Origin of the sequence: Agathobaculum massiliense, assembly GCF_900291975.1 — a bacterium.
GTDB lineage: Bacteria > Bacillota > Clostridia > Oscillospirales > Butyricicoccaceae > Agathobaculum > Agathobaculum ammoniilyticum.
In genome coordinates this window covers 1,463,088-1,489,488 of sequence record NZ_OMPN01000001.1, presented here as the reverse complement: position 1 = coordinate 1,489,488, position 26,401 = coordinate 1,463,088, and the positions used below count along the sequence as shown (strand labels likewise).

Annotated in this window: 25 protein-coding genes and 5 pseudogenes; 22 read left to right on the top strand and 8 right to left on the bottom strand. The window is 51.0% G+C overall.

Features of this window, described 5'->3' with window-relative positions:
- Positions 1-103 precede the first annotated feature (103 nt).
- Positions 104-1,483: an MATE family efflux transporter gene (locus DBQ51_RS07725; RefSeq protein WP_107631189.1), complete on the top strand. Its 1,380-nt coding sequence runs from the start codon at positions 104-106 to the stop codon at positions 1,481-1,483.
- 451 nt (positions 1,484-1,934) lie between these two features.
- Here DBQ51_RS07725 and DBQ51_RS07720 read toward each other — a convergent pair whose 3' ends face one another.
- Together DBQ51_RS07720 and DBQ51_RS07715 are read right to left on the bottom strand one after the other, a co-directional pair.
- Positions 1,935-3,311, bottom strand: a complete 1,377-nt coding sequence (locus tag DBQ51_RS07720) for an MATE family efflux transporter (protein WP_107631188.1) — start codon at positions 3,309-3,311, stop codon at positions 1,935-1,937.
- Positions 3,298-3,747, bottom strand: coding sequence for a MarR family winged helix-turn-helix transcriptional regulator (locus tag DBQ51_RS07715; protein ID WP_107631187.1), 450 nt, complete (start codon positions 3,745-3,747; stop codon positions 3,298-3,300). Before DBQ51_RS07715 ends, DBQ51_RS07720 begins: the two co-directional genes overlap by 14 nt.
- 228 nt (positions 3,748-3,975) lie before the next feature.
- On the opposite strand from DBQ51_RS07715, the gene DBQ51_RS07710 reads away from it, so the two are divergent.
- Positions 3,976-4,347: a cytidylate kinase family protein gene (locus tag DBQ51_RS07710; RefSeq protein WP_107631186.1), complete on the top strand. Its 372-nt coding sequence runs from the start codon at positions 3,976-3,978 to the stop codon at positions 4,345-4,347.
- Positions 4,348-5,095: 748 nt separating this feature from the next.
- Here the strand turns inward: DBQ51_RS07710 and DBQ51_RS17590 are convergent.
- Positions 5,096-5,467 (bottom strand): annotated as a pseudogene (locus DBQ51_RS17590) (helix-turn-helix domain-containing protein); the annotation flags it as partial.
- A 525-nt stretch (positions 5,468-5,992) separates the two neighbouring features.
- Between DBQ51_RS17590 and DBQ51_RS07690 the strand changes: the two are divergent.
- The 4 genes and pseudogenes from DBQ51_RS07690 to DBQ51_RS07675 form a co-directional block, all read left to right on the top strand.
- Positions 5,993-6,195: pseudogene (locus DBQ51_RS07690) on the top strand (hypothetical protein).
- On the top strand, positions 6,185-6,400 hold the full coding sequence (locus DBQ51_RS07685) for a hypothetical protein (RefSeq protein WP_456236516.1): 216 nt from the start codon (positions 6,185-6,187) through the stop codon (positions 6,398-6,400). The pseudogene DBQ51_RS07690 and the gene DBQ51_RS07685 overlap by 11 nt, the downstream one beginning before the upstream one ends.
- 119 nt (positions 6,401-6,519) lie before the next feature.
- Positions 6,520-6,834, top strand: a complete 315-nt coding sequence (locus tag DBQ51_RS07680; RefSeq protein ID WP_054327863.1) for a DUF3847 domain-containing protein — start codon at positions 6,520-6,522, stop codon at positions 6,832-6,834.
- A gap of 352 nt (positions 6,835-7,186) precedes the next feature.
- A pseudogene (locus DBQ51_RS07675) lies at positions 7,187-7,360 on the top strand (DUF3847 domain-containing protein); the annotation flags it as partial.
- 122 nt (positions 7,361-7,482) lie between these two features.
- On the opposite strand, the pseudogene DBQ51_RS07670 reads toward DBQ51_RS07675, so the two are convergent.
- Together DBQ51_RS07670 and DBQ51_RS07660 are read right to left on the bottom strand one after the other, a co-directional pair.
- Positions 7,483-7,961 (bottom strand): annotated as a pseudogene (locus DBQ51_RS07670) (recombinase zinc beta ribbon domain-containing protein); the annotation flags it as partial.
- 392 nt (positions 7,962-8,353) lie between these two features.
- The gene (locus tag DBQ51_RS07660; RefSeq protein WP_107631183.1) at positions 8,354-8,683 is read right to left on the bottom strand and encodes an S-layer homology domain-containing protein; all 330 of its coding nucleotides are present in this window, start codon (positions 8,681-8,683) and stop codon (positions 8,354-8,356) included.
- A 714-nt stretch (positions 8,684-9,397) separates the two neighbouring features.
- Here DBQ51_RS07660 and DBQ51_RS16540 point away from each other — a divergent pair.
- Positions 9,398-9,565: a hypothetical protein gene (locus DBQ51_RS16540; protein WP_159068109.1), complete on the top strand. Its 168-nt coding sequence runs from the start codon at positions 9,398-9,400 to the stop codon at positions 9,563-9,565.
- A gap of 239 nt (positions 9,566-9,804) precedes the next feature.
- Here DBQ51_RS16540 and DBQ51_RS07655 read toward each other — a convergent pair whose 3' ends face one another.
- Positions 9,805-10,242, bottom strand: coding sequence for a MarR family winged helix-turn-helix transcriptional regulator (locus DBQ51_RS07655; protein ID WP_054327868.1), 438 nt, complete (start codon positions 10,240-10,242; stop codon positions 9,805-9,807).
- A gap of 360 nt (positions 10,243-10,602) precedes the next feature.
- Here DBQ51_RS07655 and DBQ51_RS07650 point away from each other — a divergent pair, with 360 nt between their 5' ends.
- The 7 genes from DBQ51_RS07650 (at position 10,603) to groL (ending at position 18,503) form a co-directional block, all read left to right on the top strand.
- Entirely contained in the window at positions 10,603-11,811 is a 1,209-nt protein-coding gene (locus DBQ51_RS07650) for an acyl-CoA dehydrogenase family protein (protein ID WP_199855194.1), read from the top strand.
- Positions 11,812-11,855: 44 nt separating this feature from the next.
- On the top strand, positions 11,856-13,034 hold the full coding sequence (locus tag DBQ51_RS07645; RefSeq protein WP_107631182.1) for a CaiB/BaiF CoA transferase family protein: 1,179 nt from the start codon (positions 11,856-11,858) through the stop codon (positions 13,032-13,034).
- 48 nt (positions 13,035-13,082) lie between these two features.
- Positions 13,083-14,285 (top strand): CaiB/BaiF CoA transferase family protein, encoded by a 1,203-nt coding sequence (locus tag DBQ51_RS07640; RefSeq protein WP_107631181.1) that lies wholly within the window; start codon positions 13,083-13,085, stop codon positions 14,283-14,285.
- 66 nt (positions 14,286-14,351) lie between these two features.
- Positions 14,352-14,678: a 4Fe-4S dicluster domain-containing protein gene (locus DBQ51_RS07635; RefSeq protein ID WP_107631180.1), complete on the top strand. Its 327-nt coding sequence runs from the start codon at positions 14,352-14,354 to the stop codon at positions 14,676-14,678.
- Positions 14,678-15,094, top strand: a complete 417-nt coding sequence (locus tag DBQ51_RS07630) for an acyl-CoA thioesterase (RefSeq protein WP_054327874.1) — start codon at positions 14,678-14,680, stop codon at positions 15,092-15,094. Before DBQ51_RS07635 ends, DBQ51_RS07630 begins: the two co-directional genes overlap by 1 nt.
- Before the next feature lie 35 nt (positions 15,095-15,129).
- Positions 15,130-16,776 carry a BCCT family transporter gene (locus tag DBQ51_RS07625; RefSeq protein WP_159068108.1) on the top strand — a complete coding sequence of 549 codons (1,647 nt, stop codon included), beginning with the start codon at positions 15,130-15,132 and terminating at the stop codon, positions 16,774-16,776.
- Positions 16,777-16,868: 92 nt separating this feature from the next.
- A complete protein-coding gene (groL, locus tag DBQ51_RS07620) occupies positions 16,869-18,503 on the top strand; it encodes a chaperonin GroEL (RefSeq protein WP_107631178.1) in 1,635 nt (544 codons plus the stop codon).
- Here the strand turns inward: groL and tnpB (DBQ51_RS17585) are convergent.
- Positions 18,453-18,728, bottom strand: a complete 276-nt coding sequence (gene tnpB, locus DBQ51_RS17585) for an IS66 family insertion sequence element accessory protein TnpB (RefSeq protein ID WP_407923235.1) — start codon at positions 18,726-18,728, stop codon at positions 18,453-18,455. The genes groL and tnpB (DBQ51_RS17585) overlap by 51 nt on opposite strands.
- Positions 18,715-18,813 (bottom strand): annotated as a pseudogene (gene tnpB / locus DBQ51_RS17580) (IS66 family insertion sequence element accessory protein TnpB); the annotation flags it as partial. The gene tnpB (DBQ51_RS17585) and the pseudogene tnpB (DBQ51_RS17580), both read right to left, overlap by 14 nt.
- A gap of 835 nt (positions 18,814-19,648) precedes the next feature.
- On the opposite strand from tnpB (DBQ51_RS17580), the gene DBQ51_RS07610 reads away from it, so the two are divergent.
- From DBQ51_RS07610 to mobQ, 8 genes are all read left to right on the top strand, one after another.
- Positions 19,649-20,197 (top strand): replication initiator protein A, encoded by a 549-nt coding sequence (locus DBQ51_RS07610; protein ID WP_107631176.1) that lies wholly within the window; start codon positions 19,649-19,651, stop codon positions 20,195-20,197.
- 416 nt (positions 20,198-20,613) lie between these two features.
- Complete coding sequence (tnpA, locus tag DBQ51_RS07605; protein WP_107631157.1) at positions 20,614-21,015, top strand: IS66 family insertion sequence element accessory protein TnpA; 402 nt, start codon at positions 20,614-20,616, stop codon at positions 21,013-21,015.
- Entirely contained in the window at positions 21,005-21,361 is a 357-nt protein-coding gene (tnpB, locus tag DBQ51_RS07600) for an IS66 family insertion sequence element accessory protein TnpB (protein ID WP_107631158.1), read from the top strand. The genes tnpA and tnpB (DBQ51_RS07600) overlap by 11 nt, the downstream gene beginning before the upstream one ends.
- Before the next feature lie 92 nt (positions 21,362-21,453).
- Positions 21,454-23,043, top strand: coding sequence for an IS66 family transposase (tnpC, locus tag DBQ51_RS07595; RefSeq protein ID WP_242977859.1), 1,590 nt, complete (start codon positions 21,454-21,456; stop codon positions 23,041-23,043).
- 126 nt (positions 23,044-23,169) lie between these two features.
- Positions 23,170-23,433: a helix-turn-helix domain-containing protein gene (locus DBQ51_RS07590; RefSeq protein WP_107631175.1), complete on the top strand. Its 264-nt coding sequence runs from the start codon at positions 23,170-23,172 to the stop codon at positions 23,431-23,433.
- 34 nt (positions 23,434-23,467) lie between these two features.
- Complete coding sequence (locus DBQ51_RS07585; protein ID WP_107631160.1) at positions 23,468-23,821, top strand: sporulation initiation factor Spo0A C-terminal domain-containing protein; 354 nt, start codon at positions 23,468-23,470, stop codon at positions 23,819-23,821.
- 220 nt (positions 23,822-24,041) lie between these two features.
- Complete coding sequence (locus DBQ51_RS07580) at positions 24,042-24,248, top strand: DUF3847 domain-containing protein (RefSeq protein WP_101877477.1); 207 nt, start codon at positions 24,042-24,044, stop codon at positions 24,246-24,248.
- 445 nt (positions 24,249-24,693) lie between these two features.
- Positions 24,694-26,391, top strand: coding sequence for a MobQ family relaxase (gene mobQ / locus DBQ51_RS07575; protein ID WP_107631174.1), 1,698 nt, complete (start codon positions 24,694-24,696; stop codon positions 26,389-26,391).
- The last annotated feature ends 10 nt before the right edge of the window (positions 26,392-26,401 follow it).

Genomic DNA, 26,401 nt, shown 5'->3' with positions numbered 1-26,401 from the left:
TAACGTGAGCTTGGGATGGCATCCGGCGGCCCTGAGATCAGGGGCGTATCCGGGTGCTTTTTGTTGCCCGTCTGCCCCGCCGTGGAAGAAAGGAGCGGGAGCTATGGAACAACCCCAACGGAAACAGAATCCTATAGAGACCGAACCCATCGGCCGTCTGATCTGTCGGTACTCGATCCCCACAGCCCTGACCCTGATGGTCAACTACTTGTACAACATTGTGGATCAGATCTTTGTCGGCCAGGGGGTGGGGGTTATGGGGATGGCCGCCACCAACGTGGCCTTTCCCCTGACCATTGTCACCATTGCCCTGGCACTGATGATCGGGGACGGCTGCGCGGCGAATATGAGCCTCTGTCTGGGCCGCCGGCAGCAAGAGGAGGCGGACCGGACCGCCAGCCATACCGTGACCCTGCTGGTGGCCGCGGGGGGGTTCCTAGCGGTGGGGGGAAGCCTGTTTGCCCGGCAGATTGTCCTGTTGTTCGGGGCCACGGAGACGGCCTTTCAGGCGTCTCTGGATTATACCCGGATCATCGTCTGGGGGCTGCCCTTCCTGCTCTTCAGCTCTGCTCTCACGGCCATCATCCGGGCGGACGGCAACCCCAAATACACCATGAAGTGCATGATTTTAGGGGCGGTGATCAACACGGTGCTGGACCCTGTTTTCATTTTCGGTCTGCACATGGGGGTGGTGGGGGCCGCCATTGCCACCGTCATTGGACAGGTGGCGGCCGGCGGTCTGTGCCTAGCCTATCTGCGGCGGCTTCAGTCGGTGCGGATTCGCCGGGCCTGGCTGCGTCCCACGGCGGCCCTCACGGGCCGGATTTTTAAGCTGGGCATCCCCAGTTTCCTCACGCAGATTATGACCGCTGCCGTCCAAGTGACCATGAACAACCTGATGACCCGGTATGGGGCCCAGACGGCCTATGGCGGGGATGTGGCGCTTTCGGTTTATGGCATGGTGATGAAGGTGTACCAGATTGCCCACGCCATGTTCGTGGGAGTGTCCTCAGCCACCCAGCCCATCAACGGCTACAATTTCGGCGCCAAACGGTATGACAGGGTGCGGGCCACCTACCGTATGGCGGCCACCATTGCGCTGGTGGTGTCTGTGGGCTGGTTTGCGGTCTATCAGATCTTCCCCCGGGCCATTGGCACATTGTTTGTCTCAGGGGACCCAGTGTACCTAGATGCCTGCCAGCACATCTTCCGAGTTTACATGCTGGCCTTTTTCCTCTATGGGATTCACATGGCTACCGCCTCCTTTTTCCAGGGGATTGGGAAGCCCGTGCAGGCGCTGGCCATTCCCTTAATCCGGCAGGCTGTGGTGCTGATTCCCCTGGCACTGCTGCTGTCCCAGACCTTTGGCTTCAATGGAGCGCTTCTGGCAGCCCCCGTTGCCGACGTGGTTTCCTTTCTCCTCTCCCTGGTGTTGGTACTGCGGGAGTTCCGGCGTTGGAAAAAACAGGGTTGGCTCTCGTAAGCCGGTGGAGACGGAACCAAGCAACACACCGCGTCCCACCTTCAGAGATGGTCCTGCTTTCAGAACATGTGAATACGAAAAGAGATGGTGGTATCCAGCTGGGTCAGCTCAGCTAGGCGGACGGCACCCCGCCGAGGAGTCCTTCCAAAGTACGGGAGTACGAGGTATTTGAAACAGGATCAGGATGGCTTGCGCTTCCACCGATGACGTGCGCTGAGAATCACATAGCAATAGAGCACGCGGGGCCGATGCACCCGGAAAACTCTTCAACAAGAAGGAAAGCATGCCAAAGGATAAGACAGAAACCCATGACCGGATTGTCTCCGCTACTATGGCGGAAAAGCCTGTACGCCGATTTTGTAACGGATAGGCAGGAAGCTGCCGGCTGGAAAGTTTCCCAATAACGCTGCGAAATAATAGCAGAAAAAGGCGGATAAGAAGCCATTGCTTCCTATCCGTCTTTCTCTTCATCTGATATGTCAGATGCTCTGTCTCCATTTGTTGCCTGATTCTGTTTCATAAGCTGTTGCTGTTTTTCCCGCGCTCTGTTTCTTTGAATCAAAAGCAAGCTGAGTAGCATCGCGACAATTTGAGATAAAGGAACCGAAATCCAGGTCCCGTTTACGTTTCCCATGGCATTGGGAAGGATTAAAAGTGAAATACAAAGCGTCAGCGGCTCTCCATAAATCAAGATATAGGCCCATAGATTTCTTCCCGTTGCGTAAAAATAAGCAGTGGTTACTCTGGATACACTAACAAAGATGAAGCCAATAATAAAAATCGGTAAGATTTGAGCAACGAGTGCTGCTATTTGCTCAGAAGCGCCAAATAAATATGCGGCGCTGCCCCGCAGTAGGAAAAGGATAACCGAACAGGTTGCCGCAACCCCAAAAGCAAACCGATACGCTAGGTTTCGCACTGCTTTTGTAATACGGTGCTTCCCCTCGCCATAAGCTAGGCTGATCAGCGGCTGGCTTCCATCGCTGACGCCCTGCATCAGCAGCATGACCACCGAAGAAATATAACTGATGGGTGCATAACAGGTCACGGCAATATTTCCGCCAAAGATTACAGCGCTCTTATTAAGCAGGATCAGCGTAATATTGGGCGAGTAGGTCAACCCAAAGGGGGAAAGTCCTACGCTCAAGATGCGGACTGCAAGAGATTTCCCATCTCCATCGAACCGGAAGGATGGGGCGCTTTTTTTGAAGATAAACAATACAAGACACACCAAGAAGGTCATTGCCTGACCGATGGCTGTGGCGATGGCCGCTCCCATCATTCCCCAAGGGAACACCCATACAAAGAGATAGTCCAGAACAATATTCGTGACAAAGCCGGTTACCATGGCCGCCATAGCCATGACAGCTCCACCCATATTTCTGATAAAAGGAACCAGACCGGTGCCAGCAATTTGAAATGCTGCACCATAGCTGACAAAGCGCAAATATTCACTGCTATAGTCCAGTATCTCGCCCGACGCACCGAACAGTCCCAGGATATTCAGGCCGGCAAACAGAAACAGGATAGTAAAGAGAATACTGAGTCCGCTCAGCAGGACGATGGCCATACCCATGTACTGCCTGCCCCTGCTCTCATTTCTGTTCCCAGCGTTAATTGCGTACTCAATCGCGCCGCCCATGCCGATGCCAGTTCCTATTGCTTGAAGGAGAGCCGTCAATGGAAAAGCCATGTTGACAGCAGCCAGAGCGCCATCTCCCAGCGCATTTCCAACAAAAAAGCCATCGGCAATCGCATAGATGCCGGATAGCGCAAATGCCAGCATAGCAGGGATTACATATCGGAAAAATTCCTTACGAACGTGCATTTTTGTCACTGACCTCTCTGAAATACCGGTTGTATAGGGCGGTGTATTCAATCAGATGTTCCGCCCGATCCAGCCCTAACTGGAGCCAAACCTGAGCTTCATGGTTCTGGAGTTCCTGTACGATCTGCGCGGTGTTTTCCCTGCCTTCAGCCGTCAGGCAGAGATTCCGGCTTCTGCGATCCTGCTCGGAAACCTCCAGATCCAGCCATCCTTTGCGTATCAGCGTTTTAATAACAGTATTCACCGTTTGTTTTGGAATCGTAAATCGTTGGCATATATCTTTTTGAAGCACCTTGCCATCCGCCTCAGTGATAGAAAGAATCACCAACAACTCATAAAACGATATTCCCCGCTGTCGTGCCCATGCTTCATATAACTGACTTGTTTCAAGCCATATCGCATTATAGCTATCGCTGAGCTGATAGAGCTTTTCCATACTCCGCCCTCTTTCAATTAGTCTAAATCAAGACTAATTATAATGCGTAAAAATAAGTGTTGTCAAGATAACCCTATATAAATTTTATTGTGCAATATCATTTAATATGTTAGCGAATCCTTATATATTTTATCTTGAGAAAGCCATCTTTTATTGGGTTTGACATTTTGCATGATTTCTTCTATTACTACTTAAAAAGTACATAGTCGGACTTTTAAGAGCGACTTTATGGAAAAAATAATTGTCACAGTCGGATGGTGGTTCGGAAGCCGAGGTCGTGAGATCGAAAAGAAAATTGCGCAAAAGCTGCGTATTCCTTATTATGATAAAAAACTGTTGGTTGTGGTCGCAAAAGAGAGCGGATTGGCTCTTAACTTCCTTCAGGATATGGATGAAAAACATCCGTACAGCCTGCTGCACTCTCTATGCTTGGGACAGCCTAACCTGGAGATGGGAAACTGCAGCATTTCAGTAGAGCTTCAGGGCACAGCAGGAAGCTGTACTGCATATTACCAGCCAGGGAAGCTGTGTGATTGTAGGCCGCGCTGCAGACTTCCGTGTTTAGCGTGTGGTCAAATGCGACGGCATATCGGAAGATGAGGTGCGGGACCAAATCAGGAGCATGGATAAAGCTTACTATTGATAACATCTAAATCACCTGACCTTTAAGATAAAAAAGCCATTATTGCCCGTATTCACGAGGCAACTCAGTTTGTTACCATCGAAAATCCATGTTTAAGTCCGCAATGTGGTTTTGTTTCCTGCGAAATTGGAAACAAATTAACAGATGAAGAACAGTGGAAAAATTAGCCCTTATAAAGCGGATTGCAGAAAAAGTATGGTAATAATACCACTAATATAAAAATTGAATACAGATAAAACGGCAGCCGCCAACGGACGCGAAATCCGTAGACAGCTGCTTTTCATTTCTTTTTGCGCCGGAAATTGAAGGGGCTGTTTTGGGTATTGGGAGATTTTTACAGGATCTTCTGTTCATCCGGTGGCAGTTGGTAAAAGTCAAGTCCGTGCATATTGAAAATGACCGCCCACACCTTTTCGAGATAATCCCCAGAGGATTGGATAGCTTTACGGATTTCCAAAGCCACTTTCTTTGCAGCGGAATTATCCGGCGTGGTGTCAATGTCATGCTCATGGGCTTTCCGTATGTCGTGGAGAATGGCGCCCCATGTTTTGTGTGTCACATGGCAGAAGAAATTTTATTTCTTTACTTTTGCGGCAAGAATCGTCTGCGAATAGAAGTCATTTTCCGCCTGCTTATATTTACGGGTAATAAGTTGTCGCTGTTCTCTCAAAGACTCATAAAGGGTGCGGAAGGTAGCGGTGACGTGACCGTTTATGTAAATCTCCGTGTCGATCATAAGCTGCTCAATTATCATTGGTAGCAATCTCACATAGAAGCCGATTGTTGATACGTCCGCTTTTCAGCAGCGCCACCATATCATCCGTCAGGTGCAATTCCATTAAAGGCATATTAGCCTGCTCCCTGTTCTCCGGCCGGCACAGCAGATAATCAACAGATACCCCGTAGAAGTCTGCCAGCGTGACAAGATTTCTGTGGTTGATTTCTTTGTAGTTATTGGCTTCATAGCTGGCGGGGGCAGATTGAAATGCCGGTCTGCTCCACCAGTTCTTCCAACTTTAAGCTTTTAACCTTGCGTAACTCCCAAAGGCGTTCCTGTATGGTAGTCGCTCTTATCATGGACACGCAATCCTTCCTGGCGGCTGTTCTCCCACTGCTTAACTGGATTATACCATACTTTCCGCAATCGTGGAAATTTCTGTTTTTCTTCCAGAAATCCTATTTTGTGGACATACAGCACAAGTCACAAAAATATTCTATGATACAGGTAGCTCATCGATGGATTATTCCAATCGAATGACCGGCTTGTATGGGATAGGCTACCCGGTGATGTAGCGCCATGACCTGCGGCGGGGAAATGGAGGAACCCCTAATCGCAACGAGCGTACCAAAGGAAGCGAAACGCCGTTATGAGAGCTGGGGGCAGGAACGACATCAGGGAGAAACGGCGAAAATGAACATCGAATCGATACCAAAACACAACAACCCGATAGAGCATAGTCTGCCCTACCCGTAATACTACAGGGGATTTCCAGACGGCTTAAAAGCCAGTTTTACCCCGAAAATCGCCACGGAACACGATAATAGAATCTGCTACCCAGCTATTGCGGCTGAAATGGGCGGATTTTTCATTAAGGAGGCACTATGCCGAGAATGTCAAAGAAGATGAAGAAGGAACTTGCTTTCTTCCTCAATGACCAGGAGCGCAGAGCCTACAACGACCTTTGCCGGAAATGCCAGCGCGCTTGTAAGCAGAGTTTCAGGGCAGTCATTTTGGACTGCCCCATTATCTTTCCAAACGGCCCAAAACGAAAAGCAAAGGAGGCTACCGATTGAATGGAAGTTGAGTTTATGACCGTAGACACTGCCCTGCTGCCCTGTATGCTGCTGCTGAGAGCCATGCTGCAGCTCCCGATCAGCAGCACCGCCAAAGTCATGTACGCCCGGATGTTGGATATGATTTTCTTATCCGGCATAGAGGACGCCAACGGGATTTTATTTATCCATTTCCCCATTGTGGAGCTGCGGCGGCACTTGCCCGTAGCGCCATGACCGTGAAGCGTTCCCTGAATGAATTGGAGGACGCCGGACTGATACGGCGGGTACGTCAGGGATTTGGAGAACCCAACGAGATATATGTGCTTATCCCAAACAAGGGGGGACAGTCGTCTATGAATGAAAAGTTGGAAAAACTCAATCAAGAGATAGAGAAAACCGAAGCAAGGCTGCGGAGGGCGCAGCACGAAGAAAAGATACTGGAACACCAGAGAAAGAAGTTCACCCGGAAGGAACGGACGCACCGGGTTTGCACCAGAGCCGCCATGCTGGAAAGCTACATTCCCAACACGGAAGCTGTCACGGATGAACAGGTCAGTTTGTTCTTGAAGCTGCTGTTCCATCAGGACAGCACCCGTCAGCGTATGGAAAAAGTATTTGCCGGAAACGGCCATTTTGAAGGGCAAGACAAAGGCCGTGAACGGCCATAATCACTTCCAGAGCCGCCGCCCATAAACTGCCCCTCTGGAAGAAAGGCACACTTCTATACATAGCCTAACGGCCATGTACAGAATAGAAGTGCGCTCTGCGAGGCAAAGCGGTGGATTGCAGATGGAGACAACCCTGCCGCTTATGCGTCGCTACGCTCCGTCCAAGGGGCTGCACCTCTTGCGCGGCTTACGCCGCTTACCCTGCGCACCCGCCGAACCGATACACCCGCTTACGCGGCTACGTCGGTTCGGCGGGTCTGAAAACCAAAACCGACACCCTGACCGCTCACCGTGAACGCCCCAGAGAACGGTCATTGTTTTACCCATTTTCAGCTAAAGGAGGTCAACCACCATGGGCAAAGAGTTAGACGAGCTTAGGCGGGAGTACGCCAAAAATGAAGCCAAATTGCAGCAATACCAGCATCGGGCTAAGCGGCTGGAACAGCGCAAGCAGTATTATGAAAAAGGCGAGCGGCAGAAACACGTCCATTGCCTTATTACCAGAGGAGCCACCGTGGAGAGCATTGTCCCAGAGGTCGGGGGGGGGGCATGGGGAAGCGGAATTTTACCAGCTTGCCGGGCACATCTTCTTCCTGCCCGAAGTGAAAGCCCTGCTTCTATGGGAAGGTATGTAAACGTGTGTTCCTACGCCGGTTCAAGCTGCTTGGTGGCGGCTGTGGCCTTTCTCTTGCTGCCGATTTCGTTCTGCTGGATAAAGTAGCTTCACAAAACAGCTCTTGTGCTTGGCGGTATATTCCGTTACTTGCCGGAGATTGGAGAGGACGCCCGCGGTCAATAGGTCGGTACGGATAAAATGGGCGGTGTAGTCCCCTGTCTGATTCTTGTAACTCTCGCAGGTGTAGCAATCCTGCTGCCGCTTGCCCGTCTGGTATCTCTGCTGATACATCCCATGACCGCGGTCGGCGCAAAACAAAATCCCAGAGAGCAGCACCACTTCATCATAGCAGTTGGGGCGTTTCGCTGATTGCGAAGTTTTTGCACCCGTTTCCGTGTTTCCTTGTTGATAATCGGCTCATGGTGGCTTTCAACAATCACCTGTTTTCAATGCTGTGCTGGGTCTTGTAAGAGGACTTTTCCGTCTTGAAGTTTACCAGACAGTCTGCATATCTTGGTTTTCCGATAGTCGGATAGTAGTCTGGGCATATGATAGGATGGATTTCGCTTTCTATCCCATTTGGTATTCTATAGCGCTCTTGGATGAGTATAGACTGAGCGCGTTTTTAAATAAACTCACAGAGTAGAGCCGCTTTCCCATGAATATCATTACAAACAGGCATTCAGACGTGGTAGTGCATAGATGCCTGTTTGATGATTTATAAGCTGAGTGAAAAGGGTTGGACCACTGTTGGGCAAGAGCGGTCAGAACGGTTTCGGCCAAGTCGTGGATAACGCTATCCTGAGACACTAGGACATCATCCACGGCTGTGATATCCTCCTTCTGATGAGCCCAAGCAACCGCGGGCTGGGCGAAGCAGGAAATCTTGTCCGCGTCAATGGACTAACTCAGGTCGGGATAATCCGCCAGTATAGAGGTGCCGGCATAGCGCCAGAGGATTGCCACCAGTTGTTCTCTGGTCACAGTGTCCTGTATGCCAAACATGCCGTTTTCGTATCCGCTGACCGGATTCTCGCTGGAGGACCAGCGAATGGAATCAGCATACGCCACGTCCGGTATGACATCAGCGTAATCCATGGCAAAGTTCACAACAGGCTTACCAGCCTGCGCATATATCATCTGAACCAGTTCGCCGTGGGGGTGCGCAGGATAGGCGGCGGCATAGCCTTCATACCAAGCTATCATCTGGTCACCTGCCTGAATATTCTCCAACGCAATAGTCTCATCCGATCCATGGACAGACAGTGCAGTGTCCTTATCGGCTAAGGTGTGCGACCCACCATTATCGATAGTAATCTTAAAGAAATGTCCTCTGCCTTGTGGAGTTAGGCAGCACCGGTGTCTATGGGGATATCCCAGACCACGGGCAGCAGATTGGGACGACAGAGAACGGGTCTCCACGGCGCTGTGAACACATAAAGGCTCTGCTCCTCCTGCAACTTAGCGGGATCACCAGACGTATGGTTTCCTCTGGCGTTCCACGCGGTTTGCTCCGTGATATTCATGATAACTCGCCATAGCGATCCGAGATCATGTGCAGACGAGTGATAGATCCATCCGTGTCTTTGGCGATCGCCTTGATGGTGCCATATATAGAGCGCACGGTTGGGAAGAACCTGCGTCTCATCTGTAACAGTGACTGCGGAAGTAGGAATGGGTTTCTCCTCTGTTGCAATCCCGAAAGTACAAACAGGTCGCAGACTCGCATAAAATCTATGCTTTTGCGTATGGTGGGGTTTCTATACCTGCGATCCTATAAGAACAAAATGAGGCAAAAAAACAACGGGACAAGCCATTTTCAGTAAATTTTGTGATATGCGGGATTAAAAGAGGGATGAACTACGGCGAGATGGCGTGAAAGTGCCGGGTGATTTGCCAGCAGGTGCGTAGTAGGACGCTTTCCTTTGAGCAAATGGAGAAGCTGGCTTGGAGGATCGGCGCGGTTGCCTCAAGAAAAACCAACTTCCCTGCACTGAACTGGAGTGGGCGCAAATCGAAATTGAGCAGCTCAAACATAAGCTGTGTCTGGCGGAAATAGAGGATACTTTGCTAAGATTGAGCGAGTTAGAGAAGAAAGAAAACGCTCAGAAGTAAGACTGCGCTATACTTATAAAGGAATTCAGGATGTCATGCGGAAAGGGGATTTTCCATGCATCCCAAGCTCTATGAGCCGGCTTTTGCTGAATAAGCATCGAATGCATAAAAATGAAAAACATCCAATGGAAAAAAGATCCACTGGATGTAAAAGTTGTTTATCCTTGCTCTTCCAATAAGGAGTAAATAATGAACAGGCACTTCATCGTGCCGATAGAAAATGGCGTGAATACCGCATCCTATGCCCAAAGGTGTGCAAACCCATCCCACAGCTTTTCCATACTGTTGACCAGACTGAGCTTCTCCTCGTCCGGAAGCATTTCGAACGCAGAGAATTCGGCACGACGCATTGTTCTGCCAATATGGCGCCCAGTTTCTCGGCCGCTTTCCGTGAGGGTTACGATTCGGTTGCGTCGGTCGTTGGGGTCAATGCTACGGGTGACCCAGCCGCGTTTTTCCAGACTATCCACCACACTGGTCACAGTCTGCTTGGATAAATGCAGTTCCTTGCTCAGCTCGTTTTGTGTCATCGGTTCGCAATTTTTGTACAGTAGTGTAAGAATATACATGACGTTGGTGGTAACGCCACAGTCTGACGCAATCTTTTCATACGCGACCTCTATCCCGCGCCAGCTTTTATAAAACCTGTCGAACAGATTACTCTCCCGCTCGTCCACTTACCATCACCTCTTCTCAGCATATGTATGTTAGAATAACATATTTGCCGAAGACCGTCAATAGTTTTATACTTTGACATGAAAAAAGGCTAGAAATCGGAAGTGAAGTGGGAGCGCCGTAACCTTTCAGACTGCGTATAATTACGCTGTTTTTGCACAGGGCGGCATGTAAAAAAATCTAGAAAAAATAGAAAGTGCAGAATGACATTTACTAATGCACAAATTAGGGTATGTATTTTTGTTCAAACATACAAATTGCATAAAAGATTGAGGAAGCACTTGATTTTTTTTTGGAATATTTTATAATAGAATCATCCGAGAGCGGACGAACAAAACACAGATGAACCGAGTTCGGACGAATTGATTTCATTTCAGAAAGGAAGCATATTTATGGATTTCAAACTGAGCAAAGAGCACCGCGCGCTGCAGGAAAAGGCAAGAGAGTTTACTGAGCAGGTCCTGTTCCCGTACGAGATGGAAGTTGAGGAGAACAACGGTCTGAGTCCTGAGAGTCATAAGTACATTAACGGGCAGGTAATGGAGTGGGGGTTCAACGCTACCAACCATTCCAAAGAGCACGGAGGCACCGGCTACACCTTGTTTGAGCAGGCTCTGATCAGTGAGCAGCTTGGTATGTCCACCGGCGCTATCTGGGACGCTGTTCCGCAGCCGTCTTTCCCGATGAAGTTCGGCACCAAGGAGCAGATCGAAGAGTACCTGATCCCGACCTGTCAGTGCAAGCGCCGCGATGCATATGCAATCACGGAGGCGGACGCTGGTTCTGACCCGACCATGTGCCAGACCACCGCTGTTAAGTGTGACGGTGGCTACAAGATCAACGGCGAGAAGTGGTACGTGACCGTTGGTAACATCGCTGACTACCTGCTGGTTCACACCCACATCGACGGCGACCCGAACAAGGCGACCGTATTCTTCGTAGAGAAGGACACCCCGGGCGTAAGCATTAAGCGCACCCCTGAGTTCACCCACCACTTTGCATTCAAGCATCCGGAATTCCTGTTCGAGGATGTAGTTGTAGATGAGTCCAAAATCCTGAAGGGAATTGGCGAAGGCTTTAACATGACCAAGGATTGGTTTGTGGAAGCACGTCTGGGTATTGCGGCTCGCTGTGTAGGCGGCGCTGAGCGTGTTTTGAAGGAAGCCAACGACTTCGCTGCGAACCGTGTACAGGGCGACCGCGTCATCCGCGATTATCAGGTCATCGAGCATATGCTGGTTGACATGACCATGGACATCATGGCGGCCAAGAGCCTGCTTTATCGTGTATGCTGGGAAATTTCGGGCGATATGGATCGCAAACTGAAGCATGCCCGTGCATCTGCGATCAAACTGTGGTGTTCCGAGATGGTAAACCGTGTAACCGACAAGGGCGTTCAGATTTTGGGTGGCCGCGGCTACATGCGCGAGAATGCTGTCGAGCGTCTGTGGCGTGACCAGCGCGTTGACCGTATCTGGGAAGGCACTTCCGAGATCCAGCGCAACGTCATTGGTGGCCAGATTAAGAAGCGCGGCATCGAGCTCTATACTGGCTGGGCTTACGAGGAGTAATATTTTCCGTGAGGCTTGCTTCTTACAGTAATTAGGAGGTTGCTATGTTCCCTTTAGAAGGAATAAGAGTTCTTGACCTGATGACACTTTCCGGTTACTGCGGGATGGAATTGGCTGATTACGGAGCAGAGGTGATTAAGGTGGAGTCTCCCGGTGGAGACCCGCTGAGAACACTGGCACCATTAAAAAATGGTGCCAGTGTTCATCATGCCTTTCGTGACCGCGGAAAGAAGAGCATAACGCTCGATCTGCGGCATCCGGAAGGGAAGGAGATTTTCAAAAAGCTGGTGGCTACGGCCGATGTTGTTCTGGAAAATTTCCCGCCCAAAACAATGGAAGAGCTTGGGCTCGGATATGATGTGTTATCAGTCATCAAACCATCTCTTGTATACGGACGCATTTCCGCATACGGTTCCACAGGCGACGAAGCGGATACCCCGCAGTTAGATCTGATTGCGCAGGCGAAGAGCGGCGTGATGCATTTTACTGGTTTTCCGGAAAAACCACCCACCCGCATTGGCTTTGCGATATCGGAGCACTACGCGGCTAGCTTCCTTTCCTCTGCTGTGTGCTTGGCGGTTTATCATGCCAGAGAAACCGGCGAGGGGCAGGTAGTGGAAACGACACTTTGTGGCTCGGCTGTTGCCATCACTGAAGATAAGGTTATCACCTACGGCGCGGAGCATGAGGATCCGATGCGTACCGGTAATGCACACCCGCTGATCAACCCTTATGACATCCTGAAATGTAAGGACGGCTATGTGGCGATGGGGATTTCGTCCGACGCTCAGTGGGAAAAGTTCTGTAATGCATTCAACTGTCCGAAGGAATGGACAGAAGATGAAAAATACTGTTCCAATCTGGTGAGGGGTTACCACTATTTCGGTGATCTGCGTGTTAAACTGGAGGATCTATTCTCGGGTTACACGATGCAGGAAATTGCCGATATCTGCGATCAGGCACTTATCCCAGGTACGATGTGCAGTACCACCAAAGAAGCACTGCAGCAGCCGCAGTTGCGTGTAAGAAACATGATTGTTTCTGTGAATGATACCGACCTTGGCGAACTTGAGATGCCGGGCAAGCCGGTCAAGTTCTGCGGAGAAGAAGAGGAGCCGCTGTCTGCGGCGCCCGAAATCGGTGCGCAGAATGAGCAGGTCTATACCTCCCTTGGAATTGATGCCGCGGCGATGGAAAATCTGCATAGAGAAGGCGTCATTTGAACGGTAGTATTGGATAAGCCTGAGATCATGAGTTTGGGGGAGTGAAAAATGAGGAAGGGACCTCTCAAAGGAATTAAAGTTCTTGATTTTTCTCAAGTTCTATCTGCACCGTTCTGTGGCATGATGCTGGCAGACATGGGAGCAGACGTAATCAAGGTAGAGCGGCCCGGAAACGGCGATATTTCCCGTGAATACGGCCCGTATGTCAACGACATCAGCCTATATTTCTGTCAATATAATCGCGGCAAAAAGGGAATTGCAATTGACATGCGTTCGGAAGAGGGCAAGAAGGTTGTCCTTGATCTGGTTGCGCAGGTAGATATTGTCATTGAGAACTTCAAGGCAGGCACGTTGGAAAAGCTGGGGCTCGGCTATGACAAGATGGTGGAAGTCAATCCCAGTCTGATTTACGGATCTATTTCTGGATTCGGTACATATGGTCCGTTGTCCCACCTGCCGTGTATGGATATTATCGCTGCTGCCCGAAGCGGTCTGGTTGCGCAGAGTGGTCAGGCGGGCGATGCCCCTATTAAGCCTGGTTTTTCCATGTGCGATACATGGGCGGGGTTGCAGATGATGCGAGGCCTGTCGATGGCGTTGCTGTATAAGCAGAAGACCGGCAAGGGGCTTCGCGTTGACATCGCAATGCTCGATTGTGCGTTTTATATGTGTGAAGCTCCTGTCCTGGAGCATTCGGTGACCGGCAAGTTCACCGAAAAGTCCGGCAACCATTATGTTTGGTATGCGCCCTATGGCGAATTCGCTGCCAAGGACGGCAATGTTGTCATTGCCGTGAGCAGCGAGGGGGAGTGGAAAACCCTCTGCTATACGCTTGGGGTGGATGATCTGGCGGCGGATCCGAGGTTCTGCAATAACGAACTGCGTGTGCAGAACAGAGATGCGCTGATCGTGGAACTGGAAAAAGCAACAGGTGCAATGGGAAGATATGATGTTGAAAACAAACTCCATGAGGCTGGCGTACCCGCTGCTGCGGTGCAGTCGCTTCAGGAGTTTGACAATAACCCGCAAACAAAAGCACTGAATGTAATTACCCAGATCAATCAGCTTGGCGTAGGGGAATACACTGTGACCAATACGCCTATCCTCTTCAGCGAGACTCCGGTAGATCCGGACGCTTCGACGGCCGGATTCCCTGGTGCGAACAGCATCGAAATCTTGAACAGCCTTGGCTATGATCAGGAGAGAATCGACAAGTTGCTCGCAGAGGGTGCAATACACCAGGCAGGTTGATGATCTATCAAAGGTAAAACGATCCATCTGATATTCATGGCCTGGTGTATACAAGGACATTGAACGTTGGATGGATTCTGTTTTGAAGGGGATTTTGTTGTGGAAGCTGTTGAACTGATTTCTCCGGACAAGGAAAAATGCGTAAAATGCAATGCCTGTGTGGATATCTGTCCGATGCGTGTCATCAGCGTGGATGAAGAGGGCTATCCGCATGCGGTTGGAAAAGCGTTTTTGACGTGTATTAACTGCGGCTATTGTGTGGATGTCTGCGCTCCAGGTGCATTGAAACACAAGGTCCGTAAGCGTTCGGCTAATTCTGCTGCCGCGCTGCGTGCGGCAGTAAAACGCCTGAACAGATCCAGAGAATACAGAAAAAAGCGAGGAGAGCCATAATGAGGCGTGATTGCTTTTACTTTTGCCCTCCGTTTCGTGTTCGCTACGGCGAGGTAGACCAGCAGGGCATTGTTTACAACGGTAATTATGTTGCATATACCGACCTGGCGTTTGAGGAATTCCTCCGCTCCAAGGGATACTCCTACCGAGAACTGGCAGAAAAGCATGACTCTGAGGTATGTCATAAAAAGTCTACCTATGAATTTGTTTCCAGCGCATATGCGGGCGACATGCTTGAAGTTGGTATCAGCAAGATCAAAATCGGCAAGAAAAGCTTTACCATACAGTTTGAGATCTATCATCAAGGTGAGGATGACCTGATCCTCCTGTGTGAGTCGGTATATGTAGGCTATGATGTGGAAAACCGCACCAGCCGCCCGATTACTGACTTGATGAGAGCGCTTTTGAGCTCGTAAAACCTACCACCGTTATGAGGAGGCGAAATAGGAAGATGGATAATGACTCCAAAAAGAATAAAAACGCTGATGTAGAAGTAGGCTTGATTATTGTTAGCGTAGCCATACTGGTTGCATTTATCATCTGTATGGTTGTGAATGCGGAAGGAACACTCAACACGATCATGAACTTCTTTAATGTCATGATAGATGCGCTGGGGCCGTTCTTCCTGCTGGTTGCGTTTATTTCTTTTCTGGTATCCCTTTATCTGGGCTTTGGCAAATATGGCAAGATCCGCTTGGGTAACTGCAAGCCGGAATACTCGAACTTTAGCTATTTTGCTATGATGCTGCTGGCGTCTCTGGCGTCTGCTGCACTGTACTGGTCGTTCGTAGAATGGGCGAGTTACTACCAGGCACCCGGCCTTGGCATGGAGCCGCAAAGCCTGGAAGCGCTCGAGTCCTCGCTGGCGTACCAGTTCTTCCACTGGGGCTTTGTCAACCAGTCCCTGTATACGATTGCCGGCGTGGCGATCGCTTACGGTGTGTATGTCAGAAAACTCCCTTCTTTCCAGACGAGCGCGGTATGCTGCGCAATGCTGGGCAAAAAGGTCAAGGGGAAGTCTATCATCGGCAAAGTGATCGACTTTCTGGTCATCTTTGGCATTCTGGGTGCGCTCAGCTCTTCGCTGGGTCTTGGTGTACCGCTGGCAACTTCTGGCCTGAATACGCTCTGGGGTATCGAGGCGACGCCGGCTGTTCAGATTGGCGTTATCGTATTCATCGCGCTGGTTTATACGTTTACCTCTTTCCTCGGCACGAAGAAGGGTATGCAGACGATCAGTAATATCGCTTCTGTCGTGTGTATCTTCTTCCTGCTGTATGTACTGTTTATGGGGCCAACGACGTTCATCTTCAAGAATATTGTCAACTCTCTGGGCTATCTGATTCAGGATCTGCCGCGTATGGCGCTGTTCACCGACCCGATCGCGAATACAGGCTTTGCAGAAAGCTGGACGATTTACTTCGTTGCTTTCTACCTGAACTATGTTGCAATGATGGGTATCTTCATTGCGAAGGTTTCCAAAGGCAGAACCATCCGTGAGATTGCAATCTACACCATTTTTATCATGTCCTTCGGCGGCATGTGCATCTTCGGCATCGACGGCAGCTTCTCGATTTATGCACATACCCAGGGTATGGTTGACGTAACCGGCCTGGTTGCAAGCGGTATTGGTGATGCAGCGATTTATGAGATTTTGAAGGCTCTGCCGCTGGGCTCGACACTTCTACCGTTCCTGATTTTGGTGCTGATCGTCGGTTTCGTCGCGCCGTCCATGGACTCCGCTTCTCTGGCTTTGGCGGAAACCGTAACCAAGCGCGGTACGCCGAAGATGGCGCTTCGCATCTTCTTCTGTGTGCTGCTGGCGATCATCCCGATGTCTGTACTGCTGGTTGGCGCCTCATTCGACTCGATCAAGTACATTGCGATTATCATTTCCGCCCCATTCCTCCTGATTCTGGCCGGTATGATGCTTGGCCTGTTAAAGTGGCTGAAGGAAGACGAGCGCAGCGGCCTCCATGCGGAGATCATAGCGATCAAGGAAGCAGAGGACAGGGAGAGAACGATTGAAGAGAACGCTAATGTGCGAGGGGCCTTGCAAGAAGCGAGCGAGTGTGAGATAATAGAAAAAAAGGTTTAATCCTTTCCTAAATACTTTGCAGGTACAATAGGCATGCGGTGTTTTCCGCATGCCTATCTGTGCGAAAGCAGTCAGGGAGATGTAAACACAACATGGCAAGAGATTTATATTATGGCGATCAAGCTAGAAAGCGTCTGCAAGCGGGCATGAATCAGCTGGCAGACGCAGTAAAAACTACAATCGGCCCCAAGGGGCGCAATGTTATGGTCGCCGGCTTCGGTGACAGGGTTTTCGTTACAAACGAGGGATCGGCCGTTGCCAAGGACTTCGAACTGTCCGATATCACGGAAAATCTTGGCGCGCAGATGCTCAAGCAGGTTGCAGAAAAGACCAACGAGGCCGTCGGCGACGGTACCTCGACTGCGATGTTGCTGATGCAGGCGATTATTCGCGGAGGCACTCGCAATATGGCGGCCGGTGTGAACCCGATGGGGCTTCGCCGGGGCATTCAGGGTGCAGTGAATGCGGCTGTGCAGTCGATCAGCGAAAGCGCATACTTGCCGAAGGGTAAGGAGGATATTGTGCAGGTCGCTTCGATTTCCGGTGCGGACCGCCAGACTGGCGAGATTCTGGGAGAGATCATGGATCAGGTGGGCCAGGATGGCGTCATTACCATTGAAGATTCGCAGACTATGGATACCTCCTTTGAGATTGTGAAGGGCAGCCAATTTGACAAGGGCTACCTTTCAGAGTACATGGTTACTGATACGGAAAAGATGGAGGCTATGCTGGAGCATCCCTATATCTTGTTTACGGATAAGAAAATCAGCAGTTTGGGTGATATTATCCCAATTTTGGACAAGGTCGCGCAATGCGGCAGAAAGCTGCTGATTGTTGCAGAGGATGTGGAAGGCGAAGCGCTTAAAGCTTTGGTAATCAATAAGCTACAGGGCGCAATTGACTCGGTTGCGGTGCGTGCGCCTGGCGTGGGGGAGCGCAAAAAGGCGCTGGTGGATGAGTTGGCTCTGCTCACGGGCGCGACCGTCGTTCGCGAAGAGACCGGATATGATCTGAAAAAGGCGACGGTAGATATGCTTGGCGAGGCGGAGAAGGTCACTGTCCGCAAGGACCGGACTATTATCGTCGGCGGTGCAGGCGACAAGGCAGCGATTGCGGAGGAGATAGAAAAGCTCCGCCGTATGCTGGCTGAGGCGAAAGATGAATTTGCAGTGGATCGTGCGCGGGAGCGTCTCGGCAAGCTGGCAAGCGGCGTTGCTGTCATTCGTGTCGGCGCGGCATCCGAACTCGAACTGAAAGAAAAGAAGGCGCGCGTTGAGGATGCTCTCAATGCTGTCCGCGCCGCGCTTGCGGAGGGTATTGTTGCCGGTGGAGGCGTTGCGTTCTGCAATGCGATTCCTGCGGTGCGCAAGTATGCGCAGCAGCTTACCGGCGATGAGCTTTCCGGCGCACAGGTTGTGATGGAGGCGTTAGAGGAACCCATGCGCCAGATTGCGCAGAATGCCGGATTTGACAGCGGCGTGGTTGCCTCGGAAGCAGTAAAGCAGGGAAATGGCGTTGGTTTGGATGTCATCACCGGAGAGTTTGTCCGCATGGCGGAGGTAGGCGTTGTTGATCCGGCCAAGGTGACAAAGCTGGCGCTGAAGAACGCCGCTTCCATGGCGTCGGTATTCCTGACGACCGAGGTGGATGTTATCGACCCGATTGACGAGGCATGGCTACGTTCGGGCGGCAAGACCAGAGAAGAATCCAACAAGAAGGTTTACTAAGACCGAACAAAAACGTTTCTGGTAACCGTCAAGCAATCGGACGGATTGATAAACAGTGCGGCGAGTTCGATAATGTACCCATACCCCCGCTTCTTGGCCAATGGAAGCATCTTCCTCCAGACGTTTGTAGAGGAGTAAGATGCCGTCTTTTCCCCAATAGAAGGCTTTCATGCGGTCTCTGCGCCGACCACAAAAAAAGGAACAGCGTATTGGTGAATGGATCAAGTTCGAATTGCTGCTGCACCAGAGCCGCCCGCCCGCCAATCCCTTTTCGCAGATCCGTATATCCAACTGCAAGGTATAGCTCCATTGAAGTCATTGAGCATGAATCCCCCTTGCACAACGTCTCTACCAAAACTGCATCCGCTCTTGCGTAAATCTCTATTTCAGTACCTCTTATGCGGAGCGTGGCAACCGCCTCTTTTGATATCTCCGTTTGTGGTTCTGATGCCGACGACAACTGCGGTACCGGAAAGGCTTCTACCGGCGGCAATTCTGCAAAGCAAATCCACCGCCCCTCGTTTGAACCCGTTTGGCTTCCTATCAGCCGGTTCAAAACTTTTCTCTGCGACCTGTAGAACAGGCCGGTTGTGATTTGCCGTCCTGTGTAGAATTCCACTATACTCTGCACGCTTTGCCTTTATTCAGTGATGATTGCTGCCACCTGTTCATGTTGGCCTCGGCTTTTGCCTCCCTCACCGTCATAATGTCCCCACTTTCCCATCACTGTCGTCACTGACGTATGTCATGGGTACATTATCGCACTCCCTCCACTATTTATCAATCCGTCCGATTACCTGACGGTTACTGCGATAAAATCAAGCATACGCTGAAAATGAGATTCAGCAGATGTAAACACAGCGGGCCGTGGTTTTTTATCCGGCCCGCTGCCTTTTCAACAAGACAATATTTCAAAAATTCTGCCGGTGTCATAATCGCCGGATTTTTACGCCAGATTCTAAAAAACTTTATCGCCGGCAAAGGCAAATACGCATAAGGAATAGCTAAAAAAGCAGTAAAAACGCAAAAAACAGGCAATCACCGCACAAAAATCTTTATGACGAAGAGAATAACCGCCAGAAAACGGCACTATCCAACGGATAGTGCCGTTTTTCTATCTAAAGGAAAGAAAGGAACACGAAAAAATGAGCTTTGATTATTACTATGGTGAGCAGTCGGAGAGCTTCCGATTTCTACGTATCCCCCGTCTGCTGTTTACCGCCCCGCAGTTTCGCGGTCTGTCCACGGACGCCAAGCTGCTAAACAGCCTGATGCTGGACCGTATGTGTTTATCCGCCCGTAATGGCTGGTATGACGATCAGGGCCGTGTATTTATCTACTACACTGTGACAGATATTGTAGAACACCTCAACTGCAAAAAGGACAAGGTATTAAAGTTGCTGAATGAGCTGGATAACAAAAAAGGCGTTGGCTTAATTGAACGTGTCCGTCAGGGACAGGGCAAACCGTCCCAAATTTATGTCAGGCAGTTTACCGCGCAAGAGCGTCCAGAGCCGCCCCATCATCCTACCGGCAGCCGCAATCAGGACTGCACAGAAACGGAAGTCTTGACGGCTCAAAACGATACCTCTGCACCGCGGAAAACAGGAAGTCAAGAATACGGAAAAACCGAATGTAATAATACTAATAAGAATTATACTGAGTTAATTAAATCTATCATCTATCCATTCTGAAACGGATTTACAGCCGTATAAATGCCGCACAGCTATCAAGCCAGCCGAACCAGACGGCGACGCCGCAGGGCGTCGCTGTCCGAGCAAGTATGGCATTTGTGACACAAACGCCTTTTGTCAGGGGCAAGCCCCTGAACCCCCCATCCGCAGCGGCGGGGCGTTATCCCATGCGTGGAGGGTATCCCGCCCTCTGTCCGCCGTCAAGGCCGTGCGATTGTTTCACAATCGCACGCGAGCCGCCCAGTCTGCGGACTGGGCGGGCCTTGACTGCGGATTTCCGGCGGGATTAGAGGTCGCCAAGTAAGCGTCAAATAAAGCAACGGATTGTGGGTAGATGTAGAGTGTGAGAAAATAAGGATAAAAGTTGCAGTGGATAGCATTAAGGGAAGTCAAAGGAAGCAGAGGAGCTGGGAAAAATGACAATTCGGGAAAGACATCGGGAGCAGCAAGCGGCCCAATGGACGGAGCTCGTACAGGAATGCCGGAGCAGCGGGCAAACAGTAACGGGATGGTGCGATGAACGGGACATCAGCACAAAGACGTATTACCGATGGGAGAAAAGAGTATTGCAGCGAAGTGGCCACGGGATAAAAAAGGTGGAAAGAGTACCGGCAGAAAAAAAGGCGGCTGAATTTGTAGAGCTGAGAGTGAGGAAGGAAGGGATGTGGAACAGGGAGCTTCTTCAGACTGCTCCAGCGGGGAAACAGTCGGCAGTAACAGTGGTGGTAAAGGGGCGAGGGATAGAAGTTGAGATTTATGCGGGAGTGGAGCTGCCGGTGATAGAAGCGATCTGCCGATCGGTGTGCCATGCTGAATGATTTTCGCGGCGCGGAAAAAGTGTATATAGCCTGTGGGTACACAGATCTGCGGAAAGGGATCGACGGCCTGGCGACATTGGTACAGCGGCAGTTCCATCTGGACCCGTTCAGCAATACGCTGTTCCTGTTCTGCGGTTACCGGCGGGATCGGATCAAGGGGCTGTATTGGGAGGGGGATGGATTTGTTCTGGTATATAAGCGGTTAGAAGCAGGCGCCTTCCAGTGGCCGCGGAACGGAGATGAGGCGCGCCAGTTGACAGGTCAGCAGTACCGCTGGCTTATGGAAGGGTTAAAGATCGAACAGCCCAAAGCGCACAAAGCGGTGACTGGCCCGAGTATGATATAACGTTGAAAAATCGGATGCTATTTTCCTCGAAATCCCTTGAAATGCTGGTGTTTTAAGGGGTTTTGTGTTATAATAAGAATATGAAAAATGAAGTGAATATTATCACAAGCAACACGGAAATGGTGACCATTTCCCGTGCGGAATATGAGTCTCTGAAGGCGGAAAGAGACGAGCTGAACCAGAAGCTGGACTGGCTGATGGAGCAGATGCGTCTTGCCAAAAAGAAAGTCTATGGGGCATCGTCCGAGCAGACGAAGGAAGAACTGGCAGGCCAGTTGAGCCTGATGTTTGATGAAACGGAAGCGTGGCTGTCCACCAGAAGGAGCGCCTCAAAGGAAACTAAGGTGGCGGCCCACACACGGCAGAAGCGGTCTTCCCGTGTGGAGGAGGTACTGCCGGACAATGTTCCTGTTGAGGTGGTAGAACACCGTGTCCCGAAGTCTGAGCGTAACTGTCCTGAATGCGGTACACTCATGACGGAGATTGGCACCGAGATCCGCCGTACTCTGGTGATGATTCCCGCCCAGGTGAAGATCCGGGAAGATGTTTATTTTACATACGCCTGCCAGAACTGCAAGCAGACGGGGACGGAAACACCTGTCCTGAAAGCCGAAAAAGAGCCTCCCCTGATCTCAGGCAGCTACGCCTCCCCAGAGGCTGTGGCTCATATCATGGTCCAAAAGTTTGTGATGTACGCTCCGCTGTACCGGCAGGAACAGGAATGGAATCGGGCTGGGGTGATGCTCTCCCGGCAGACGATGAGCAACTGGGTGCTGCGGGTGGCGGAGGATTGGCTGCGGCCCATCTATGACCAGATGCACCAACAGTTGCTTCAGCGAGAGGTCCTCCACGCGGATGAGACGACTCTGCAGGTGCTGAAACTGGAAGGGCGGACGGCCAGGAGCAAGTGCTATATGTGGCTGTACCGGACCGGCGGAGACGCCGGGCACCCCATTGTCCTGTATGAGTACCAGCAGAGCCGAAAGGCGGAGAATGCCGAGGCGTTCCTCAAGGGCTTTACGGGCTGGCTCCATGCTGATGGTTATTCCGGCTACCACCGATTGCCGGAGAACATCCGGGTGGTTGGCTGCTGGGTGCATCTGCGGCGAAAGTTTGACGAAGCGGTGAACGCCTTGCCAAAAGAGCAGCAGACTGGCTGCGCGGCGTTGGAGGGACTGCAATACTGCAATGTTCTCTTCGCCATTGAAAAGGAACTGGCGGATTTGCCGCCGGAAGAACGGTACAAACAGCGTCTGATCCGGTCCAAACCGATGATGGACGCTTTGTTGGCATGGGCGGAAACAAAAACCGCCCCGCCCAAGTCCTCTTTGGGAAAGGCGCTGTATTATCTGCGGGAGCAGTGGCCATATCTGAAATGCTTTTTGGAGGACGGGCGGCTGGAAATAAGCAACAACCGGGCAGAACGGAGTATGAAACCCTTTGTGATGGGGCGGAAGAACTGGCTGTTTGCAAATACGGAAGGCGGGGCCCAGAGCAGCGCCATTGTTTACAGCCTGATTGAAACGGCCAAGGAAAACGACCTTGACCCATACCGGTATCTGGTCTATGTGCTGTCCAGGGCGCCATCTATGGCCGTGGCTGACAGAGAGTGGGCCACAAAACTGACACCGGATCTTGTTCCGGTGCAATATCGCAGGGGCCAGGAGGACTCTACAATATAGGTTTTTTAACGGACTGACCGAAAGGCCGGTCCATTTTTTTCGACATTTTCCACCAAAGGGGAACTACAGAGCCTCACAGGTAATCCTTTCCATCCCTTATGCTTTGCATGAAGGGAGGTGAGGAAAATGTTGGCAAGATTTGATGGAGCAAAGCTGCGTGAAATACGGGAACAACAGGGTATACCCCAGGCTGAATTGGCAGCCAGAGCGGGTACCTCCATCCGTTATGTCCGTGCCCTTGAAAAAGGCAGAAAGCGCAAGCCGTCCGCAGAACTGCTTTATAAATTGGCGATTGCACTGGATGTCCCAATGGAAACATTCATGCAGCACCAGCCAGAAGAACACGATAATTTTTACTATGAGCGAGAGGCAAACCGTGCATTGCTATGAACGAACCAAAATCACATGAGGAGGAAATGGTATCATGACAGATTCTCAAGTAACTTGTGATCTGCTCTGCCAACTCGGAATATACCCGCATTATAAAGGTTTTTTCCATACCACCTATGCGGTATCATTGTGCATGGAGCAGCAGGACAGACTTCTGCTGGTAACAAAATGGCTTTATCCCGATGTTGCCAAGAAATACGGAACGAACTGGAAAGCGGTGGAACGGAATATCCGAACTGCATCCGCGATTGCTTGGAAACGCAATCGGCCACTGTTAGAATCCCTGGCGAAAAGGCACCTTGACAGCCGTCTGTGTTCCGTTGAATTCCTCGCACTTATCTTCCGCGCTGTCCTGACCAATGAATCTCGAAAATCTCCTGATCTATAATCCTATCTGAATCAGAAATGGCGGCGGGCAATTTTTGCTCGCCGCCACTCAATTCTTTCTTGTTTGACTTCCCTTAATGCTATCCACTGCAACTTTTATCCTTATTTTCTCACACTCTACCTCTACCCACAATCCGTTGCTTTATTTGACGCTTACATAAAATCTCATGAGCCGCCTTCTTTGTGTTTTCAGCCGGATACGGCAGAAAGGAATAAAATTTATGACAGAAAATGAAAAGAAGCTTTTGCAGGCGAAGCACCGATTGGAAGAAGCACAGATGCGCGACCGACAGAAAGAGCGAAAAGCACGGACACGGCGATTGATTCAGGAGGGTGCGATTTTAGAGAAAGCATTACCGCAGACAACACAGATGACTTTGGAACAGTTGGAGGATTTTTTATGCGAAGTATTCAAACCAATCCGATGATTTTTATGAGCGATCGGCTATCGGTCGCTTTTTCTTTTTCCCGAAAGGGCGCACTTACTCACCACCTGATAAAGCAAGCGGTGGTAGCCCTCCCGTTGGTCGGGCACGTGCGCTCTCCGAGGGGGATTGCGGCTCCTTGCGGGAGCCGCTGGACAAGGCTGCATTTCTGCCAAACTGCCAGCCTTGTCCACGCAGTCGGCGCAGGGGTTTCCGTTTTGGAAGCCCCTGTTCATGGGGTGGTATATTGCCACCCCATCCCGCCGTCTGCCTGCGTCAACTCTGCCCAGAACAAATCCTTCGGATATGTTCCGCAGCTTGACACAGATGCAGGGGTGGAACGAATCATTCCACCCCTGCTGGTGGTACGTCGCATTTCACGATGTACTGAGCGAAAACAAGAGTGCCCTGTTTCGGGGCATCCCTTTCAGAAAGGACAAGGTGATTTATGGCGATTTATCATTTGGAGGCCAAAATAGTCAGCCGTGGAGCCGGACGCTCCGCCGTGGCTGCTGCGGCCTATCTGAGTTGTTCCCGGATGCCCAATGAGTACGACGGGGTGCAGTATGACTACACACGCAAACAGGGCCTTGGGTGGCGGCAGGTTTTTCTGCCAGCCACCGCCCCCGCAGAGTGGCAGGATCGGGAAACCCTGTGGAACGCTGTGGAGGAAACCGAAACCGCAAAGGACAGCCGCCTTGCCCGTGAATTTGTGGCGGCGCTGCCCATAGAACTGAGCCGGGAAGAACAAATCCAGCTCCTGCAAGATTTCATCAAGGGGCAGTTTGTGGCAGACGGAATGTGCGCCGATGCTGCCATCCACGACCCATATCCTCCCGGACACAATCCCCACGCCCATATCCTGTTGACGGTGCGCCCGCTGGATGAAAAGGGAAAATGGCAGTACAAGACCGAAAAAGAGTATCTCTGTGTGAAAGGCGGCGAGGAACGGGGCTTTACTGCCGCTGAGTTCAAACAGGCACAGGCCGACGGATGGGAGAAGCAGTATCAGTACAAGGTGGGCAAAAAGAAGATGTATATGGCCCCTTCCGCAGCACAGGCACAGGGCTATGAACGGGTGTCCAAGTACCCCAAAAGCACCAAATATGGCAGGCAGAATCCCATCACGGAACGCTGGAACAGCGACGATCAGCTTGTCCTGTGGCGGGCTGCATGGGCGGATGTGGCAAACTGCTATCTGGAGCGCACTGGGCACGAAGAACGCATCGACCACCGCAGCCATGCCGAGCGTGGCCTGCTGGAGCGGCCTACGGTCCATGAAGGTGTGGTTGCCAGAGCCATGGAGAAAAAGGGCATTATCTCTGACCGGTGCGAACTGAACCGGCAGATCAAGGCAGACAATGCCCGGCTCCGGGAGCTGAGAGGACAGGTCAAAAAGCTGGCGCAGGCAGTTAAAAACACCCTTCCGGCACTTGCCGAGGCCATGGAGAATCTGCGTAAAAATCTGTTGCTGTTCTGCTATCAGCTGGGGTATCTCCGCAAGGGCAAGGAACGCCTGAACGCTTCGCTGAATACGCTGCGTCCTGCCCTCACACAGTACAATCAGTTAGCAAAGGACATCCGGGATAAGACGAAAGAGCGACGCAGTCTGCTCTCCGAGAAAAAGGCGCTTTCTGCTGTCCATGTGTTCCGGCACCGGGAGCTGGCGGCTAAGATAGCGGCACTGACAGAGGATTTGGAGGAACTGCGTTCGGAAAAGAATCTGCTTCTGGCATCGCTGGCATATTCTGAGGAAGATGCTGCCAATAAATTCCCTAAAGACATTGCCGCTATGGAGCAGAGTCTGAAACGGTTGGAAGAACAGGAACAGAAATATTCTGCAGAGCTGGACGCTGCCCTGAACGAGTATGCAGGGCTTCGGGAGCAGGCTCAGGGCTTTGACCCAGTGCAGCTGTATGAAGCAAGGCAAGCTATCCGCCCCAGCAAGGAACAGGAAGCGGAGAACCGGGCACAGCAGGTTTACGACGAGAAGTACAGCCCGCTTCTGATGTTTGACAGCAAAAAGGCGGTTTCCCGGATGCTGCATGAGGATATAGAGCGACAGGCCGTGCGGAACCTTGTACAGCAGGATCAGAATAAACAACAGATTTCACACAGAAAAAAAGAGAAAGGACAAGAGCGATAATATAACTCTT

Bases quoted from the DNA above. Each gene is read 5' to 3' on its own strand.
- DBQ51_RS07725 (WP_107631189.1), top strand. From the start codon at position 104: ATGGAACAACCCCAACGGAAACAGAATCCTATAGAGACCGAACCCATC.
- DBQ51_RS07720 (WP_107631188.1), bottom strand. From the start codon at position 3,311: ATGCACGTTCGTAAGGAATTTTTCCGATATGTAATCCCTGCTATGCTG.
- DBQ51_RS07715 (WP_107631187.1), bottom strand. From the start codon at position 3,747: ATGGAAAAGCTCTATCAGCTCAGCGATAGCTATAATGCGATATGGCTT.
- DBQ51_RS07710 (WP_107631186.1), top strand. From the start codon at position 3,976: ATGGAAAAAATAATTGTCACAGTCGGATGGTGGTTCGGAAGCCGAGGT.
- DBQ51_RS07685 (WP_456236516.1), top strand. From the start codon at position 6,185: ATGGAAGTTGAGTTTATGACCGTAGACACTGCCCTGCTGCCCTGTATG.
- DBQ51_RS07680 (WP_054327863.1), top strand. From the start codon at position 6,520: ATGAATGAAAAGTTGGAAAAACTCAATCAAGAGATAGAGAAAACCGAA.
- DBQ51_RS07645 (WP_107631182.1), top strand. From the start codon at position 11,856: ATGTTCCCTTTAGAAGGAATAAGAGTTCTTGACCTGATGACACTTTCC.
- DBQ51_RS07640 (WP_107631181.1), top strand. From the start codon at position 13,083: ATGAGGAAGGGACCTCTCAAAGGAATTAAAGTTCTTGATTTTTCTCAA.
- DBQ51_RS07630 (WP_054327874.1), top strand. From the start codon at position 14,678: ATGAGGCGTGATTGCTTTTACTTTTGCCCTCCGTTTCGTGTTCGCTAC.
- DBQ51_RS07625 (WP_159068108.1), top strand. From the start codon at position 15,130: ATGGATAATGACTCCAAAAAGAATAAAAACGCTGATGTAGAAGTAGGC.
- groL (WP_107631178.1), top strand. From the start codon at position 16,869: ATGGCAAGAGATTTATATTATGGCGATCAAGCTAGAAAGCGTCTGCAA.
- DBQ51_RS07610 (WP_107631176.1), top strand. From the start codon at position 19,649: ATGAGCTTTGATTATTACTATGGTGAGCAGTCGGAGAGCTTCCGATTT.
- tnpA (WP_107631157.1), top strand. From the start codon at position 20,614: ATGACAATTCGGGAAAGACATCGGGAGCAGCAAGCGGCCCAATGGACG.
- tnpB (WP_107631158.1), top strand. From the start codon at position 21,005: ATGCTGAATGATTTTCGCGGCGCGGAAAAAGTGTATATAGCCTGTGGG.
- DBQ51_RS07590 (WP_107631175.1), top strand. From the start codon at position 23,170: ATGTTGGCAAGATTTGATGGAGCAAAGCTGCGTGAAATACGGGAACAA.
- DBQ51_RS07585 (WP_107631160.1), top strand. From the start codon at position 23,468: ATGACAGATTCTCAAGTAACTTGTGATCTGCTCTGCCAACTCGGAATA.
- DBQ51_RS07580 (WP_101877477.1), top strand. From the start codon at position 24,042: ATGACAGAAAATGAAAAGAAGCTTTTGCAGGCGAAGCACCGATTGGAA.
- mobQ (WP_107631174.1), top strand. From the start codon at position 24,694: ATGGCGATTTATCATTTGGAGGCCAAAATAGTCAGCCGTGGAGCCGGA.